Source organism: Bradyrhizobium sp. SZCCHNRI1029, from assembly GCF_032487555.1.
Lineage (GTDB): Bacteria > Pseudomonadota > Alphaproteobacteria > Rhizobiales > Xanthobacteraceae > Bradyrhizobium.
Genome location: NZ_JAUEUK010000007.1, coordinates 124,364 through 140,163, shown reverse-complemented (window position 1 = coordinate 140,163; position 15,800 = coordinate 124,364). Strand labels below are relative to the sequence as shown.

At 66.1% G+C, this 15,800-nt stretch carries 18 protein-coding genes and 1 tRNA gene; 17 read left to right on the top strand and 2 right to left on the bottom strand.

Annotation, left to right across the window (positions count from 1 at the left end):
• Positions 1-69: 69 nt before the first annotated feature.
• From hisD to QW861_RS20690, 11 genes are all read left to right on the top strand, one after another.
• Entirely contained in the window at positions 70-1,365 is a 1,296-nt protein-coding gene (gene hisD, locus QW861_RS20740) for a histidinol dehydrogenase (RefSeq protein WP_315751354.1), read from the top strand.
• On the top strand, positions 1,362-1,868 hold the full coding sequence (locus QW861_RS20735; protein WP_315717869.1) for a UPF0262 family protein: 507 nt from the start codon (positions 1,362-1,364) through the stop codon (positions 1,866-1,868). Before hisD ends, QW861_RS20735 begins: the two co-directional genes overlap by 4 nt.
• Before the next feature lie 54 nt (positions 1,869-1,922).
• Positions 1,923-2,393 (top strand): arsenate reductase ArsC, encoded by a 471-nt coding sequence (locus QW861_RS20730; protein WP_315717868.1) that lies wholly within the window; start codon positions 1,923-1,925, stop codon positions 2,391-2,393.
• Positions 2,394-2,574: 181 nt separating this feature from the next.
• Positions 2,575-3,204: a Maf-like protein gene (locus QW861_RS20725; protein ID WP_006613056.1), complete on the top strand. Its 630-nt coding sequence runs from the start codon at positions 2,575-2,577 to the stop codon at positions 3,202-3,204.
• Between the two features lie 51 nt (positions 3,205-3,255).
• On the top strand, positions 3,256-3,462 hold the full coding sequence (yacG, locus tag QW861_RS20720) for a DNA gyrase inhibitor YacG (RefSeq protein WP_315751356.1): 207 nt from the start codon (positions 3,256-3,258) through the stop codon (positions 3,460-3,462).
• A 174-nt stretch (positions 3,463-3,636) separates the two neighbouring features.
• Positions 3,637-3,712 (top strand) — tRNA-Phe (locus tag QW861_RS20715).
• Between the two features lie 775 nt (positions 3,713-4,487).
• Positions 4,488-4,769 (top strand): type II toxin-antitoxin system RelE/ParE family toxin, encoded by a 282-nt coding sequence (locus QW861_RS20710; RefSeq protein ID WP_315751358.1) that lies wholly within the window; start codon positions 4,488-4,490, stop codon positions 4,767-4,769.
• An 11-nt stretch (positions 4,770-4,780) separates the two neighbouring features.
• The gene (locus QW861_RS20705; protein WP_315751360.1) at positions 4,781-5,086 is read left to right on the top strand and encodes a HigA family addiction module antitoxin; all 306 of its coding nucleotides are present in this window, start codon (positions 4,781-4,783) and stop codon (positions 5,084-5,086) included.
• A 1,255-nt stretch (positions 5,087-6,341) separates the two neighbouring features.
• Positions 6,342-7,094 carry an aquaporin Z gene (gene aqpZ, locus QW861_RS20700; protein WP_315716346.1) on the top strand — a complete coding sequence of 251 codons (753 nt, stop codon included), beginning with the start codon at positions 6,342-6,344 and terminating at the stop codon, positions 7,092-7,094.
• Between the two features lie 134 nt (positions 7,095-7,228).
• Positions 7,229-7,933, top strand: coding sequence for a hypothetical protein (locus tag QW861_RS20695; RefSeq protein WP_315751362.1), 705 nt, complete (start codon positions 7,229-7,231; stop codon positions 7,931-7,933).
• A gap of 120 nt (positions 7,934-8,053) precedes the next feature.
• On the top strand, positions 8,054-8,239 hold the full coding sequence (locus QW861_RS20690; protein ID WP_315751364.1) for a hypothetical protein: 186 nt from the start codon (positions 8,054-8,056) through the stop codon (positions 8,237-8,239).
• 30 nt (positions 8,240-8,269) lie between these two features.
• Here QW861_RS20690 and QW861_RS20685 read toward each other — a convergent pair whose 3' ends face one another.
• Positions 8,270-8,680: a flagellar basal body rod protein FlgC gene (locus QW861_RS20685; RefSeq protein WP_315751366.1), complete on the bottom strand. Its 411-nt coding sequence runs from the start codon at positions 8,678-8,680 to the stop codon at positions 8,270-8,272.
• A 116-nt stretch (positions 8,681-8,796) separates the two neighbouring features.
• Entirely contained in the window at positions 8,797-9,111 is a 315-nt protein-coding gene (locus QW861_RS20680) for a hypothetical protein (RefSeq protein ID WP_315751368.1), read from the bottom strand.
• A gap of 286 nt (positions 9,112-9,397) precedes the next feature.
• Between QW861_RS20680 and QW861_RS20675 the strand changes: the two genes are divergently transcribed.
• The 6 genes from QW861_RS20675 (at position 9,398) to QW861_RS20650 (ending at position 15,799) form a co-directional block, all read left to right on the top strand.
• Complete coding sequence (locus tag QW861_RS20675) at positions 9,398-10,345, top strand: sugar-binding transcriptional regulator (protein WP_315716342.1); 948 nt, start codon at positions 9,398-9,400, stop codon at positions 10,343-10,345.
• A gap of 163 nt (positions 10,346-10,508) precedes the next feature.
• On the top strand, positions 10,509-11,840 hold the full coding sequence (locus QW861_RS20670; RefSeq protein WP_315751370.1) for a sugar ABC transporter substrate-binding protein: 1,332 nt from the start codon (positions 10,509-10,511) through the stop codon (positions 11,838-11,840).
• 410 nt (positions 11,841-12,250) lie between these two features.
• Positions 12,251-13,123 (top strand): sugar ABC transporter permease, encoded by an 873-nt coding sequence (locus QW861_RS20665; RefSeq protein WP_315751372.1) that lies wholly within the window; start codon positions 12,251-12,253, stop codon positions 13,121-13,123.
• 2 nt (positions 13,124-13,125) lie between these two features.
• Entirely contained in the window at positions 13,126-13,956 is an 831-nt protein-coding gene (locus QW861_RS20660) for a carbohydrate ABC transporter permease (protein WP_315751374.1), read from the top strand.
• Positions 13,957-13,970: 14 nt separating this feature from the next.
• Positions 13,971-14,978, top strand: a complete 1,008-nt coding sequence (locus tag QW861_RS20655) for an ABC transporter ATP-binding protein (protein WP_315716338.1) — start codon at positions 13,971-13,973, stop codon at positions 14,976-14,978.
• Between the two features lie 47 nt (positions 14,979-15,025).
• Positions 15,026-15,799, top strand: coding sequence for an SDR family NAD(P)-dependent oxidoreductase (locus QW861_RS20650; RefSeq protein ID WP_315716337.1), 774 nt, complete (start codon positions 15,026-15,028; stop codon positions 15,797-15,799).
• Position 15,800: the final 1 nt, after the last annotated feature.

Sequence of the window (15,800 nt, the reverse complement as noted above, 5' to 3'; positions counted from 1 at the left end):
GACGGCCCCGCGCTGCCGCGCCATTGAGCAGGAGGTCGGGGGCAGCCACCCCTTCGGAAAGTGCCAGAGATGCCCATTCGCCTGTCCCGCGCCAGCACCGATTTCGACACTCAGTTTCGGCAGTTTCTCGCCGCCAAGCGCGAGACCTCCGCCGACGTCGAAGCCGCCGCCCGCGCCATCGTCGACGACGTCGCCCGGCGCGGCGATGCGGCGCTGCTCGAGGCGACCCGCAAGTTCGACCGCTTGGAGCTCGATGCCTCCTCGCTGCGCGTGACGGCCGCCGAGATCGAGGTCGCCTTCAAGGCCTGTGACGCCGCGACCTTGGATGCGCTGAAATTCGCCCGCGACCGCATCGAGGCCTTTCATCTCAAGCAGCTGCCGGCCGACCAGCGTTTCACCGACGAAGCCGGCGTCGAGCTCGGCTGGCGCTGGAGCGCGATCGAATCCGCCGGTCTCTACGTCCCCGGCGGCACCGCGGCCTATCCGTCCTCGGTGCTGATGAATGCCATTCCCGCCAAGGTCGCCGGCGTCGGCCGGCTCGTGATGGTGGTGCCGGCGCCGGACGGCAGGCTCAATCCGCTGGTGCTGGCCGCCGCCCATCTCGGCGGCGTCTCCGAGATCTACCGCGTCGGCGGCGCCCAGGCCGTGGCCGCGCTGGCGCATGGCACCGCGACGATCGCCCCGGTCGCCAAGATCGTCGGCCCGGGCAACGCCTATGTCGCCGCCGCCAAGCGGCTGGTGTTCGGCAAGGTCGGCATCGACATGATCGCCGGCCCCTCCGAGGTGCTGGTCATCGCCGACGACAGCGGCAATGCCGACTGGATCGCCGCCGATCTGCTCGCCCAGGCCGAGCATGACGCCAGCGCGCAATCGATCCTGATCACCGACAGCCGCCGCCTGGCCGACGACGTCGCCCGCGCCGTCGAGGGCCAGCTCAAGACCCTGCCGCGTGCCGCGATCGCCGGCGCGTCCTGGGCCGATTTCGGCGCCATCATCGAGGTGGATCATCTCGACCAGGCCGTGCCGCTGGCGGACGCCATCGCCGCCGAGCACCTGGAGATCATGACCGCCGATCCCGACGCGTTCGCGGCCCGTGTCCGCAATGCCGGCGCCATCTTCCTGGGCGCGCACACGCCGGAGGCGATCGGCGACTATGTCGGCGGCTCCAATCACGTGCTGCCGACCGCGCGCTCGGCGCGGTTCTCCTCCGGTCTCGGTGTGCTCGACTTCATGAAGCGCACGTCGCTGTTGAAATGCGGCCCCGAGCAGTTGCGCGCGCTGGGGCCAGCGGCGATGACTCTGGGCAAGGCCGAGGGTCTCGACGCCCATTCACGCTCCGTGGGAATACGCCTCAATCTGCCATGACCCAGCACCCGCCAGGCGACGACCGGACCAATCGCATCGTGGCGGTGACGCTCGACGAGGAGTCGATCGGCCGCTCCGGTCCGGACATCGAGCATGAGCGGGCGATCGCGATCTACGACCTCGTCGAGGAGAACCTGTTCGCGCCCGAGGGCGCCGACGGCGCCGGTCCCTTCACCCTGCATCTCGGCATCACCGCCAACCGCCTGATGTTCGACATCCGCAAGGAGGACGGCACGCCTGTCGTAACGCACCTGTTGTCGCTGTCTCCGTTCCGGCGAATCGTGAAGGACTACTTCATGATCTGCGACAGCTACTACCAGGCGATCCGCACCGCGACCCCCGACAAGATCGAGGCCATCGACATGGGCCGGCGCGGCATCCACGACGAGGGCTCGCGCACCTTGCAGGAGCGGCTGAAGGGCAAGGTGCGGGTCGATTTCGAGACCTCGCGCCGGCTGTTCACTTTGATCACGGTGCTGCACTGGAAGGGCGAGGGCCAGTGATGCCGCGGGCCGCCACGCGCGCGTCCCAGCTTTCGGCCAAGGGCGCCTAGGCGCATGGCCGAGGGGCCGCCGCGCGCGCGCCAGCCGCAGGCGGTGCTGTTCGCCTGCGGCCAGAACAGCGTGCGCTCGCCGATGGCCGAGAGCCTGCTGCGCCAGATGTATCCGCAGGCGCTCTATGTCCGCTCCGCCGGCGTCAAGAAGGGTGAGCTCGATCCGTTCGCGGTGTCTGTCATGGCCGAGCTCGGCCAGGACATCTCGCAGCACAAGCCGACCACCTTCGAGGAGCTCGAGGACTGGGAGGGGCTGAATTTCGACCTCATCATCACCCTCTCGCCCGAGGCCCATCACAAGGCCCTGGAGCTGACCCGCACCATCGCCGCCGACGTCGAATACTGGCCGACGCCCGACCCGACCGGCACCGACGGCAATCGCGAGCAGAAGCTCGCGGCCTATCGCGAGGTCTGCGACGGGCTGTTCACGCGGATCCGCAAGCGTTTCGGCAAGCCCGGTCCGGCGGGCTTGTAGGTTCCCGGTTCCACCGCAGGTGTCATCGAACCGAAATACCAACGTCGTCCCCCGCTCAAATTCGCGCCGTAGAGCAGGCTCGTCGCAGCCTTGTCGCAGCCTTCGGGTTGTGGAATGGCAGCCCTTCCGATAGGTTCCGCGCGCACGCCCCGCCGCTTCCGAATCCCCCAGCGAAATCAGCATGCTCGGCCGTCCCAAAATCGTTCTTGCATCCGGCTCGCCGCGGCGTCTGGCGCTGCTCAACCAGGCCGGCATCGAGCCCGACGCGCTGCGCCCGGCCGACGTCGACGAGACGCCGAAGCGTGGCGAGCTGCCGCGCGCCTGCGCCAATCGGCTGGCCCGCGCCAAGGCCGATGCCGCGCTCAAATCCGTCCAGCTCGACGACGAGCTGCGCGGCGCCTTCATCATCTCCGCCGACACCGTGGTCGCGGTCGGCCGCCGCATCCTGCCGAAGGCCAATCTGGTCGACGAGGCCTCGCAGTGCCTGCGCCTCCTGTCCGGCCGCAACCACCGCGTCTACACCGCGATCACGCTGGTGACGCCGAAGGAGGCGTTCCGCCAGCGCCTGGTCGAGACCCGCGTCCGCTTCAAGCGGCTCAGCGAGGACGACATCCAGGCCTATATCGGCTCCGGCGAATGGCGGGGGAAGGCCGGCGGCTACGCCGTGCAGGGCATCGCCGGCTCGTTCGTGGTGAAGATGGTCGGCTCCTACACCAACGTCGTTGGCCTGCCGCTGTACGAGACCACGACGCTGCTCGCCGGCGAGGGGTTTCCGATCCGCTTCGGCTGGCTCAACACCGTCGGAGTCTGACGCCATCCTTGAGGAGGTGCATCGCGCGTCGCGGGCGCCTAGATAGCGGCCATGTCCCAAGAATCGACCCGTTCGACCAGTTCCCCATCCGCCGCCTCCGCCAAGCCCACCGGCCGCTGTCCGATCTGCCGCCGGCCCGCAGCCGAGGCCGTCCGCCCATTCTGCTCGCCGCGCTGCCGCGACGTCGACCTGCATCGCTGGCTCAGCGGCTCCTATGTCATCCCGGCCACCGAGGGCGACGAGGACGACGTCGAATAGGGCCGTGTTTTCATGGCTTTGCCCCAGCGGAGCCGGCCGTCCGGCGGCGGCCCCGGGGCCTTCCGCGCAACTGCGAAAGGAATGTGAAAACTTCGCCTCAGGGCGGTAGACAGCGCCGCCCGCTCTGACTATAACCCGCCGGCTCGCCGGGCTTTTTTGCCCTTCACGAGACCTGCCCAGGTAGCTCAGTTGGTAGAGCATGCGACTGAAAATCGCAGTGTCGGTGGTTCGATTCCGCCCCTGGGCACCACGCTTCGCCCGTTGGGCTACGCGTGGCGCAGCCGCGCTGTAGTCCAACGGGCGAAGCGTGCCCGGCGAAGCCTCTTGGCGAAGCCGGGCGTTTGAGCCCCCCAAGTCTCGCTTGAGACCCGCTCTCTGATCTCCGATCAACCTTGTCAAACAGCCTGCCGCTCGTCGCCGTAGCTCGCGGCCATGCGCTCGCAACCTCGCGGCTGGATTGGCCCGAGCTCTGCTGCATGTGAGCGTCCTCATCAATTGAGAGGGCGCAGGGAAGGCCGAGTGCCGACTGGCACCCGCGGCCCCCGTGCGAAAGAGAGTGCACGGGGCAGGAACCACAGGCTCAGCCGGAAACAACCCGGCCTTCCCTGCGCGATGGTTTGAACGGCTGCTCCGTGCTCTCCCAGGGGACCGGGCTTGCTTGCCCCCGTCATCGACATCGTCGCCGACCAAGACACCAGCGTCGGGGTGTCGGGACCACACGGCTTGACCGTCCGCAGCACGACGTTCGTCCGCACCCCCAAATGAGATGCTGCGTCGCCCCGCGGCCACCGCTCCCCGCCGCAACGTCCCGTGACGATCGCGATGCGCCCCTCTCAGTGCGGGCGGGATGGCGGGAAATGTGGAGGTGATTTGCCCGACGGCGCAAGGGGAATCAGCACGACGGGCAGTCTGTGCAGAGCTGGGATACGCTGGCCGACATACGAGTTGGCAGAAACAGCGCGAGCAGCTCGGAGACATCGCCATTGTTTGACGTATGTATCATTAAATGATACATACGTTGGCACATGATCAGAAGCTTCCGCGACAAGATCACCGAGGCTGTCTTCGACGGCGAGAACCCGAAGGGCTTTCCGTCGGATCTGTCAAAAGTGGCCCGCCGGAAGCTGCGTTACCTCAACGCTGCAGCCGATCTCCGCGACTTGCGATCGCCTCCGGGCAATCGGCTGGAGGCGCTGACGGGGGATCGTCAGGGGCAGCATTCGATTCGCATCAATGATCAATTTCGGGTGTGCTTCGTTTGGACGGCGGAAGGTCCGGCGGACGTCGAGGTCGTGGACTATCACTAAGAGGCACTGCAATGACCAAGAAGCTGAAACCCATGCATCCCGGTGAGGTTCTGCGGGAGGAGTTCCTCGATCCTCTCGGGATCTCCGCGGGCGCTCTCGCCAAGGTGTGTGGCCTGCCGCGGACACGAATCGAGCGGATCGCGAGCGAGCAGAACGGCATCACCGCCGACACCGCGCTTCGGCTCGCCAAGGCGCTCGACACGACGCCCGAGCTTTGGCTCAACCTGCAGACGGACTATGACGTCCAGATCGCGAAGCGCGACCTCGGCAAGACTCTCGACCGGATCGAGACGGTGAACAAGCCGCGAGCGGCGTGACCGGGCCACGGCCGCCGAGCGGTCGCGCACTGCGGCCCGGAGTTTCATGCAGCGTCACCGTAATGCGCAGCTTGAAACTCGCGAGAGCGCGGGTGCTATCAAAACGAAAATCAAAGACGCAATCTCACCCGAGCATCACGACACGCGAACTGACGAAGATGATTGAGGGAGTTTCGACCGTCACGATGTCAGCAATCAGGTCCAAGTTCAGGGCGGACCTCAAACGACCAAGAGAACGAGGCGTGCCGGTGTGCATGTAACGTCGAATTCGTTACCAAGTGTGCACTCCGGAATCACGGTGATTTCCTGAATGCCCTTCTTTTTTGTTGCATGCACGGCCACACTTTGGACACGGCTCTCCGCACCTTATCTCAGGAAACTCCTTCTTGGTTTGTTTCTTTGCAGTGGAGGCCTTCTTGGTAGCGGAGGTCTTCTTTGTAGCGAGGCCGCGTTTGACGTTCCTTTTGGTTGAATTCTTCATTTCAAATACTCTTCATTATTATCGTTGCAACTTTAAGTTCAATTTTGCATTCGCGTATTGATGTAGGTCAATATTTGTCGGGGCAGGGCTAGACGTCGATGTGATCTTTCTCACAGCCCGCCACGCGATGGCGCGTCAATGTCGTCCCATGTGGTCCTGGCACGCCGAACACGCGAGGTGATGACATGCGCTGGAGTGACTCAGCCAAGGGATTTGCGGTCGTTCTGGTGGTGACCGTCGCGGGGTACGTGTCCACGACCTATGTCGACCACCGGTTTGCCGCGCTTGACGCATCCGCGGATGCGACAACGAACCCGCCTCCGACATCCTCCGCTTGCGTCGGCGAAGATGGGCGCTGGCACAATTGGCCGTGGGCGAACGTGCCGATGCTCTCGCCGGCGTGTCGGCAGAATCGATAGCACGTGGCGGATGAGCGGAGCGTCATCCGCTATGCGGGATCATCGATGTCGGCCTGGACCGTCGGCCGCAAGCTCGATGAGCAACCCCTCGCCGATCAAGCTGGTTCACGGCAGGAACGAGCTTCCGCCAGGAATGAGCGCCGACGACTGTTGGCAAGCAGCGTAAGCTGGCGGATGACGCTTCGCTCATCCGCCCTACGAACTACGAACGGTCGGACTCTTTCTGACTCAAAGTCTCAGGCATCCCACGGCCGACCGCGAATCCGCCTTTGACTCCAGGTTGTCGAAGTGATCATCTTCTCCATTGACGGGAGAGGCGGGCTCCAGCCAATCACACGCACCCAGGGAGGCGATGATGAACGGCAACAACAACAAGCTCGTGGCGGAGGCGATCGGGACGTTCTGGCTGACATTCGGCGGTTGCGGCAGTGCGGTGATCGCGGCCGGCGTGCCGGATGTCGGGATCGGGATGCTCGGCGTGGCGCTGGCGTTCGGGCTCACCGTGGTGACCATGGCCTATGCGATCGGGCACATCTCGGGCTGCCATCTCAATCCGGCTGTCACCGTGGGACTGGCGTGTGGCGGGCGGTTCCCAACCGGGCTGATCGTGCCCTACATCATCGCGCAGGTGGTCGGCGCCATCGTTGGCGCGGCCGTGCTGTATGCGATCGCCAGCGGGGCGCCGGACTTCAGCACGGCGAGCGGCTTTGCCGCCAATGGCTATGCGGAGCATTCGCCCGGCAGATATGGGCTCGGGGCCTGCCTGCTCAGCGAGGTCGTGCTGACGATGATGTTCCTGTTCGTGATCATGGGCGCGACCCATGGCAAGGCGCCGGTGGGATTTGCGCCGCTGGCGATCGGGCTGGCGCTGACGCTCATTCACCTCATCAGCATCCACGTCACCAACACCTCGGTGAACCCGGCGCGCAGCACCGGGCCGGCGCTGTTCGTCGGCGGCTGGGCGCTGGCGCAGCTCTGGCTGTTCTGGGTGGCGCCGCTGCTCGGCGGCGCGGCCGGCGGCTTCATCTATCGCTGGCTGAGCCCGGAGCCGGCCGGCGAGGTGACCGGCGAGCGGACGGGGCAGGGCGCGGTCGCGAAAAGCGCCTAGGAGATCTCCTCACGCAGTTGGATCGGGCCGCGTCACGGCGTGGCCCGTTGCCGCGGTCGCGCCGCTCTTGATCGCCGCCGGCTCTGTTGGATAATGCGCGCCTTGTCAGCGTGCACGATTTTGCAGGTGTCGTGATGAGCCGGAGGAACAACGAGCCGCTGTCCGATCGGGTGGCGAGGGCGGCCGAGGCGCTGCTGGCCGAGGAGCATCATGTCAGCGTCGTCGACCTGTTCTGCGACCTCGGCTGGCTCGATGCGTCGCTGCTGGAGCAGTGGCGGCGCGGGCAGGTTGGGTCGCTGGAGGAGGTCACACGCTCCGGACTCCCGCGCATCAGGGAGGCGATGACGCATGTTCGTGCCTGGGCGCTCGCCAAGGGGCTGAGCCCGAGCGAGACCGCCTATGTCGCACAGACGCCAAGCCGGCAGCCGCTGCGGTTCAGCCGCAGCAATGATCCGGGACTCGAGGCGCTGTTTCGGACGCATTGGGTCTCCTCTCAGCTCTCCGAGAAGAAGTACGCGCGTGTTGCGGCGAAGGCTAGCCGGGCGCCGGAGCTGGTGGCGATCGCGCCGGCGCGGGACGGCTGGAGCTGTCATCGCTGCGGCGGGACCGGCGATGTCCTCATGATGGAGGATGGCGGTCCGGCGTGTCTCTCATGCGTCGGTCTCGGCGATCTCGTGTTTCTGCCCGCCGGCAACGCGCTGCTGTCGCGGAGGGCCAAGGCGAAGAGCAAACGCCATGCGGTCGTGGTGCGCTTCAGCCGGACGCGCGGGCGCTATGAGCGGCAGGGGCTGCTGGTGGAGCCAGGGGTGCTGGCCGAGCTGGGTCAGGACACCGCGTGAGCACGGCGCAGGACGCGCTGTCGGTCGTCTCCATGATCTCGCCGTGCTACGATGCTCGTCGTCCGCAGGGGCATCCGGTCCGCCCGCTCCGGCGTTCTGCAGCGACAGGTGAGGGCCGCAATGTTCGTCGACTTGCCCGGCCACTGGCCGCATGATCCGAAGCCGGAGCCGCCGAAGCGACGGCTGTCGCCGCGGCGTGAAAAGCTGCTGCTCGTGCTGATCGGCTTCAACATGATGCTGCTTATGGTCGCGCCTATTGGCGGTGCCACGCTGATCCACTGGCTAGTCGCCGTATTCTCGCGCTGACGCGGGAGTCGCCGGGCTATCGAGGCCGGCCTACACCTTCATGTCGATCACGGTGCGGCTCATCTCGTCGCTCGCCTTCAGCACTTTCGCGTTCGCGGCAAAGCTGTATTTGGCGACGAGCTGGCTGATCATCTCCTGCGCGAGATCGACGTTGGGCGCGGCGACGAGGCCATCCTTGTTGGCGAACGGCGCGGTGGGATCGTAGCTCGCGGACGTACCCGAGCTCGAACGCGTGATGGTCATCTGCGTGCCGCCGCCGGCGACGTCGCTCTGCACCAGCTCGAGCGGGTCGTAGGCCTTCGGCGCACCGGCCGGCAGCGTGCCGTCGGCATTGGGCAGCGCGCCCGTGCTCCTGGCATTGGCGACGTTCGAGGCGGACACCTCGAGCCGGCGCGAGGCGGCTTGCATGCCGGAGACTGCGATGGTGGCGGTGGGACTCATGGCGGCGCTTGCTGATGACGTGATGCGCCAGCTAAGCCCGCGGCGCACCAAGCAAGTGTCAAGACCGCCGATGAGACTCGAGCGTCCGGCTCAAGGTTTTGTTCACCATCACGAACTCAACGCGGCCGGTCCAGGGCGGTGGGCACATCCCCGGCTGCGGAGACGAGCACATATTCGCCGCGTGCCGCGTGGACGCCGCCGGTGACCACGACCGCCCGCTTCGGGCAGAGGCCGAAGCAGCTCGTCGCGATGACGCGGGCGGGCTTCTCGCCTGCGCGGCTGCCGGGGCTGTCGTGGGATTCCAGCGCGTGCCTGATGGCCTTCTTCAAGGCCTTGTTCAATGCTTTGGGGTCATCGCTGCGCTTCAGGCATTTGCGGCAGACGAACACCGGAGCGGCGCGGCGGGGGCGGACGAGAGAGGGGAGGGCCATGCCTGCGAGCTAAGCGGCTGGCCGAGCCGCCGCATCCCTCGGGGATGCGCAGCCGTCGTGCGCCGAGCGAGGGTCCGCGACGCTGGGCGCAACCTGCTGAGATTGGGCTATTGCCCACGATCAGAGCATATGATCTGGTCTGGACGACCCTGCCGCCTTCCTCCTGGGGATGGTGGCGGGCCTCGGTTCCCGGCGCCGTGAGCGCCGTGGCATAGTGCAGGCCGATCAGCGTCGGGCCGCGCTCGGCCGGGAAGACATGTTCTGAAAGGGAGGCCGGCTCGGCGTCATGGCGGGCGACAGCGACAAATCACGGCTCGACGATGCCGCTCGCGCCGGCTGGCTGTACTTCATCGCCGGCCATACCCAGGACGAGATCGCCCGGATGCTGCAGGTGTCGCGCGCCTCGGCGCAGCGGCTGGTGTCGCTGTGCCTTGCCGAGCGGCTGATCACGTTCCGGCTCGAGCATCCGATCGCCTCGTGCATGGCGCTGGCCGCGCAGCTCAAGGAGCGCTTCGCGCTGGTGCACTGCGAGGTGGTCCCGACCGATCCGGCCGCGCCGGCCGGCGCAGCGGGGATCGCCGAACGCTGCGCCAACCTGCTGGAGACGACGCTGCGCGCCGAGACGCCGGTCATCATCGCGCTCGGCACGGGCCGGGCGGTGCGCGCCGCGGTCGAGCGCGTCTCGCCGGTCGACCGGCCCGAGCACCAGATCGTCTCGCTGGTCGGCAACATCCTGGCCGACGGCTCCGCCAGCTTCTTCGACACCGTCGGCCGGCTCGCCGACCGCACCGGCGCGCGGCATTATCCGATGCCGCTGCCGTTCCTGATGGGCACCGAGGACGAGCGCGACCGCATGGTCCGGCTCGATGCCATCGCCAAGGTCAAGGCGGTCGCCGACAAGGCCGACCTCAAGCTGGTCGGCATCGGCCAGATGGACCAGAAGGCGCAGATGCATGTCGACGGCTTCGTGACCCGGGACGAGCTCACCGAGATGATGCGGCTCGGGGCCATCGGCGAGATCACCGGGTGGGCCTATGACGCCAACGGCAGGGTGATCGCCGGCGGCACCAACCGCAGACTCACCAGCATTCCGCCCGAGGTGCCGGCCCGCGCGATGACGATCGCGGCGGCGCTGGGACCGGCGAAGATCCCGGCCATCCGCGCCGCGCTGACCGGGCGGCTCATCAACGGCCTGATTACCGACGAGGCCACGGCGCGCGCCATCCTGGCGTGAATGCCCGCGGTGCTGCTGCGCATTGTTCTATCAAAGGTCGGATCCCTGTGGCGCCGCACAACCTGTGGGCGCCGGCGCATGCTTGACAAAGCCCGATCAGTGTTGTGAACATCAGCCCAGCCCGTGAGCATATATTCAATAACCGCGGGAATGGGAGGAGACCGTGAAGACCATCTTCACTCGGACGAGCACGCTTGCCGCCCTGCTGGGCGCCGCCACGCTGCTGACACATGCGCCCGCACTGGCGGAGACGAGCCTGACGATCGCCACCGTCAACAACGGTGACATGATCCGGATGCAGGGCCTCACCAGCGAGTTCACCAAGGCCAATCCCGACATCTCCGTGAAATGGGTGACGCTGGAAGAGAACGTGCTGCGCCAGCGCGTGACGACGGACATCGCCACCAAGGGCGGCCAGTTCGACATCCTCACCATCGGCACCTATGAGGTGCCGATCTGGGCCAAGAAGAACTGGCTGGTGCCGCTCGACAAGCTCGGCGCCGACTATGACGCGGGCGACATCCTGCCCAAGATCAAGGACGCCGTGTCGGTCGACGGCAAGCTCTATGCAGCGCCGTTCTACGGCGAGAGCTCGTTCGTGATGTACCGCACCGACCTGTTCGACAAGGCCGGGCTGAAGATGCCGGAGAGCCCGACCTGGGACTTCGTCGTCGATGCCGCCAAGAAGCTCACCGACAAGCAGGCCGGCGTGTACGGCATCTGCCTGCGCGGCAAGGCCGGCTGGGGCGAGAACATGGCGTTCCTGACCGCGATGTCGAATTCGTTCGGCGCGCGCTGGTTCGACGAGAAATGGCAGCCCCAGTTCAACACGCCGGAATGGAAGAAGACGCTGACGACCTACGTCGATCTGATGAAGGAGGCGGGCCCTCCCGGCGCCAGTTCGAACGGCTTCAACGAGAACCTCGCGCTGTTCAACTCCGGCAAATGCGCGATGTGGATCGACGCGACCGTGGCGGCCTCGTTCGTGACCAACCCGAAGGACTCCAAGGTCGCCGACAAGGTCGGCTTCGCGCTGGCGCCGAATACCGGCCTCGGCAAGAACGCCAACTGGCTGTGGGCGTGGAGCCTCGCGGTGCCCGCCGGCTCGCAGAAGGTCGAGGCGGCGGAGAAGTTCATCGCCTGGGCGACCAGCAAGGACTATCTGAAGCTCGTCGCATCGAAGGATGGCTGGGCCAACGTGCCGCCGGGCACGCGCACCTCGCTCTACAAGAACGAGGAGTACCTGAAGGTCGCGCCGTTCGCCAAGCTGACCCTGGCCTCGATCGATGCCGCCGATCCGAACAAGCCGACGGTCAAGCCGGTGCCTTACGTCGGCGTGCAATACGCCGCGATTCCTGAATTCCAGGGCATCGGCACCGCGGTGGGGCAGCAGTTCTCGGCGGCACTCGCCGGCTCGATGACCGTCGATGCGGCGCTCGCGGCGGCACAGTCCTCCACCGAACGCGAGATGAAGCGCGCCGGCTACATCAAATAGGCGCGCAAAGTTATCAGCTCGACACGAAACTCCTCCCGAGCTGATCACTGGCGGCCATCCCTCCCCACAGGGATGGCCGCATTTTCTCTCCAACGTTGTTCGAGCTCTTGCCCGGACGACGGTGCGCTCCCTCTCCCCGCTTGCGGGGCGAGGGTTGGGGTGAGGGGGACTCTCCACGAATACCGCGCTCGCGGAGAGTCCCCCTCACCCGGATTGCATCTGGCGATGCAATCCGACCTCTCCCCGCTTGCGGGGCGAGGTGCACCGTGCCCGAGGCTTTTATTCTCACGGCGGCGTGGTCATTGCGAGGAGCCGAAGGCGACGAAGCAATCCAGAGTCCCCCGTGATTGTGGATTGCTTCGCTTCGCTCGCAATGACGGCAGTGTTCATCGAGCAAATGGACAGCGGCAATGGCCACCAGGCAGACGCAACTCCTCGCCCGCGCGCTGATGTCGCCGGCGGTCATCCTGCTGTTCATCTGGATGATCGTGCCGCTGGCGCTGACGATCTACTTCTCGACCCTGCATTACAGCCTGCTCGATCCCGGCTCGGAGAGCTTCGTCGGCTTCGAGAACTTCACCTACTTCCTCACCGATCCCGCCTTCCTCGCCTCGCTGCAGAATACGCTGGTGCTGGTCGGCTCGGTGCTGCTGCTGACCATCGGTCTCGGCATTCCCCTCGCGATCCTGCTCGACCAGCCCGTGATTGGCCGCAACATCATCCGCCTGATGGTGATCGCGCCGTTCTTCGTGATGCCGACGGTGAGCGCGCTGGTGTGGAAGAACCTGCTGATGCATCCGGTGTCCGGCCTGTTTGCCTGGATCGCGACCTCGCTGGGGCTGACGCCGATCGACTGGTTCACCGACGCGCCGCTGCTCGCGGTCATCTTCATCGTCGCCTGGCAGTGGCTGCCGTTCGCGACCCTGATCCTGCTGACCGCGCTGCAGTCGCTCGACGAGGAGCAGAAGGAAGCCGCCGAGATGGATGGCGCCGGCGCGCTGTCGCGCTTCATCTATCTGACCGTGCCGCATCTGGCACGCCCGATCACGGTGGTGATCCTGATCGAGACCATCTTCCTGCTCACGGTGTTCGCCGAGATCTTCGTCACCACCGGCGGCGGGCCGGGGTTGCAGACCACCAACATCGCCTTCCTGGTCTATTCTCAGGCGCTGATCCAGTTCGACGTCGGCACCGCCTCGGCCGGCGGCCTCGTAGCGGTGGTCATCGCCAACATCGTCGCCTTCTTCCTGGTCCGCATCGTCGGCCGCAATCTGGAGGCCTGACCATGGCGCGCAAGGTCACCGGACGTCATGTCGCGATCTCGACCGTGGCCGCGTGGCTGGCCGGCTTCGTGATCTTCTTCCCGATCCTGTGGATGGTGCTGGCGAGCTTCAAGACCGAGCTGGAGGCGTTCGCGACGCCGCCGTCGTTCCTGTTCTTCCACTGGACCACCGAGAACTACGTCACCGTGCAGGAGCGCAGCGACTATCTGCACCACGCGCTGAACTCGCTGATCATCGCCGGCGGTTCGACCCTGATCGCGATGCTGATCGCGATCCCTGCGGCGTGGTCGATGGCGTTTGCGCCGACCAAGCGCACCAAGGATATCCTGCTCTGGATGCTCTCGACCAAGATGATGCCGCCGGTCGGCGTGCTCGTGCCGATCTATCTCATCTACAAGAATTTCGGTCTGCTCGACACCCGCACCGGGCTGATCTTCATCCTGTGCCTCGGCAACCTGCCGATCGTGATCTGGATGCTGTTCACCTACTTCAAGGAGATCCCGAAGGACATCCTCGAGGCGGCGCGGATGGACGGCGCCACGATCGGGCGCGAGCTGATCTACGTGCTGACGCCGATGGCGATCCCGGGGCTGGCCTCGACCCTGCTGCTCAACCTGATCCTGGCGTGGAACGAGGCGTTCTGGACCTTGAACCTGTCGACATTGAATGCGGCGCCGCTGACGACCTTCATCGCGTCCTATTCGAGCCCGGAAGGCCTGTTCTGGGCGCGGCTGTCGGCGGCGTCCACGCTCGCGATCGCGCCGATCCTGATCATCGGCTGGTTCAGCCAGAAGCAGCTCGTGCGCGGGCTGACCTTCGGCGCAGTGAAGTAACGAAAGGGCTGACCATGGGACGGATCACGCTGGAAGGTGTGCAGAAATCGTTCGGGCCGGTCCACATCATCAAGGGCGCCGATCTCGACATTCCCGACGGCGCCTTCGTGGTGTTCGTCGGCCCCTCCGGTTGCGGCAAGACCACGCTGCTGCGGCTGATCGCGGGGCTCGAGGACGTCTCCGGCGGACGGATCCTGATCGACGGCAACAATGTCGTCGATGTGCCGCCGGCCAAGCGCGGGCTGTCGATGGTGTTCCAGTCCTACGCGCTGTATCCGCATATGAGCGTGCGCGGCAACATCGCCTTCGGCCTGAAGATGGCCGGGCTGCCCAAGGCCGAGATCAACCAGAAGGTCGAGGCGGCCGCGGCCACCTTGAACCTCACGCCCTATCTCGATCGAAAGCCGCGCGAGCTGTCCGGCGGCCAGCGCCAGCGTGTCGCGATCGGCCGCGCCATCGTGCGCGAGCCCAAGGCGTTCCTGTTCGACGAACCGCTGTCCAATCTCGATGCCGCGCTGCGCGTGCAGATGCGGCTCGAGGTGACGCGGCTGCAGAAGCAGCTCGGCACCACCGCGATCTACGTGACGCACGACCAGGTCGAGGCCATGACCATGGCCGACAAGATCGTGGTGCTGAACGCCGGCCGCATCGAGCAATATGGCTCGCCGATCGAGCTCTATCAGCGCCCCGCCAATCTGTTCGTCGCCAGCTTCATCGGCTCGCCGAAGATGAACCTCATCACCGGCGCGGAAGCGGACAAACACCATGCGACCACCATCGGCGTGCGGCCCGAGCATGTCGCGGTCGTCGACGACGGCGGCGAGGGCTGGCCCGGCAAGGTGGTGATCGCCGAGCATCTCGGCAGCGACACCTTTCTCTACGTCGATGCCGGCGCGCTCGGGACGCTCACCGTGCGCGTCGTCGGCGAGAAACGACTCGGTGCCGGCGACACTGTGACGCTGCGGCCCGAGCCCAGCCGCATCTACCGCTTCGACGAGAGCGGCAATTCGATCTTCGCATGAGAGGTGACGTCCCCTCCGGGCGTCAACGACAACAACGGACCACGACGATGTATCTCGAAAAATTCAAACTGAACGGCAAGACCGCGTTGGTCACCGGCGGCGGGCAGGGCATTGGCCTGGCTTGCGTCGAGGCGCTGGCGGAGGCGGGCGCGCATGTCGTGATCGCCGATCGCGACGCCAAGGCGGCGGCGGACGGGCAGGCGGCGATGAAGGCCAAGGGCTATGACACCGAGACCGCGCTGATGGACGTCACCAACTCGGCTCAGGTCAACGAGGTGGCCGACGATCTGGTCGCGCGCTACGGCGGCATCGACATCCTCGTCAACAATGCCGGCATCGCGCGCAGCGAGACGCCGGCCGAGACCGTCACCGACGAGCACTGGCTGAACGTGCTGGACGTCAATCTCAACGGCACCTTCTGGTGCTGCCGCGCCTTCGGCAAGCACATGCTGGCGGCCAACAGTGGCGCCATCGTCAACATCGGCTCGATGTCCGGCTTCATCGTCAACAAGCCGCAGGAGCAGTGCTTCTACAACGCGTCCAAGGCTGCGGTGCACCATCTGACCAAGTCGCTGGCGGCCGAATGGGGCGCGCGGGGCATCCGCGTCAACGCGGTCGCGCCGACCTATATCGAGACGCCGCTGAACGCCTTCGTGAAGAGCAATCCGCGCATGTACGACGCCTGGATCGGTGGAACCCCGATGGCACGGATGGGGCAGGTCGAGGAGATCGCCTCGGTGGTGCTGTTCCTGGCCTCGGAAGCCGCAAGTTTGATGACCGGCAGCGTCGTCGTTGTCGATGGCGGCTACACTTGCTGGTAAG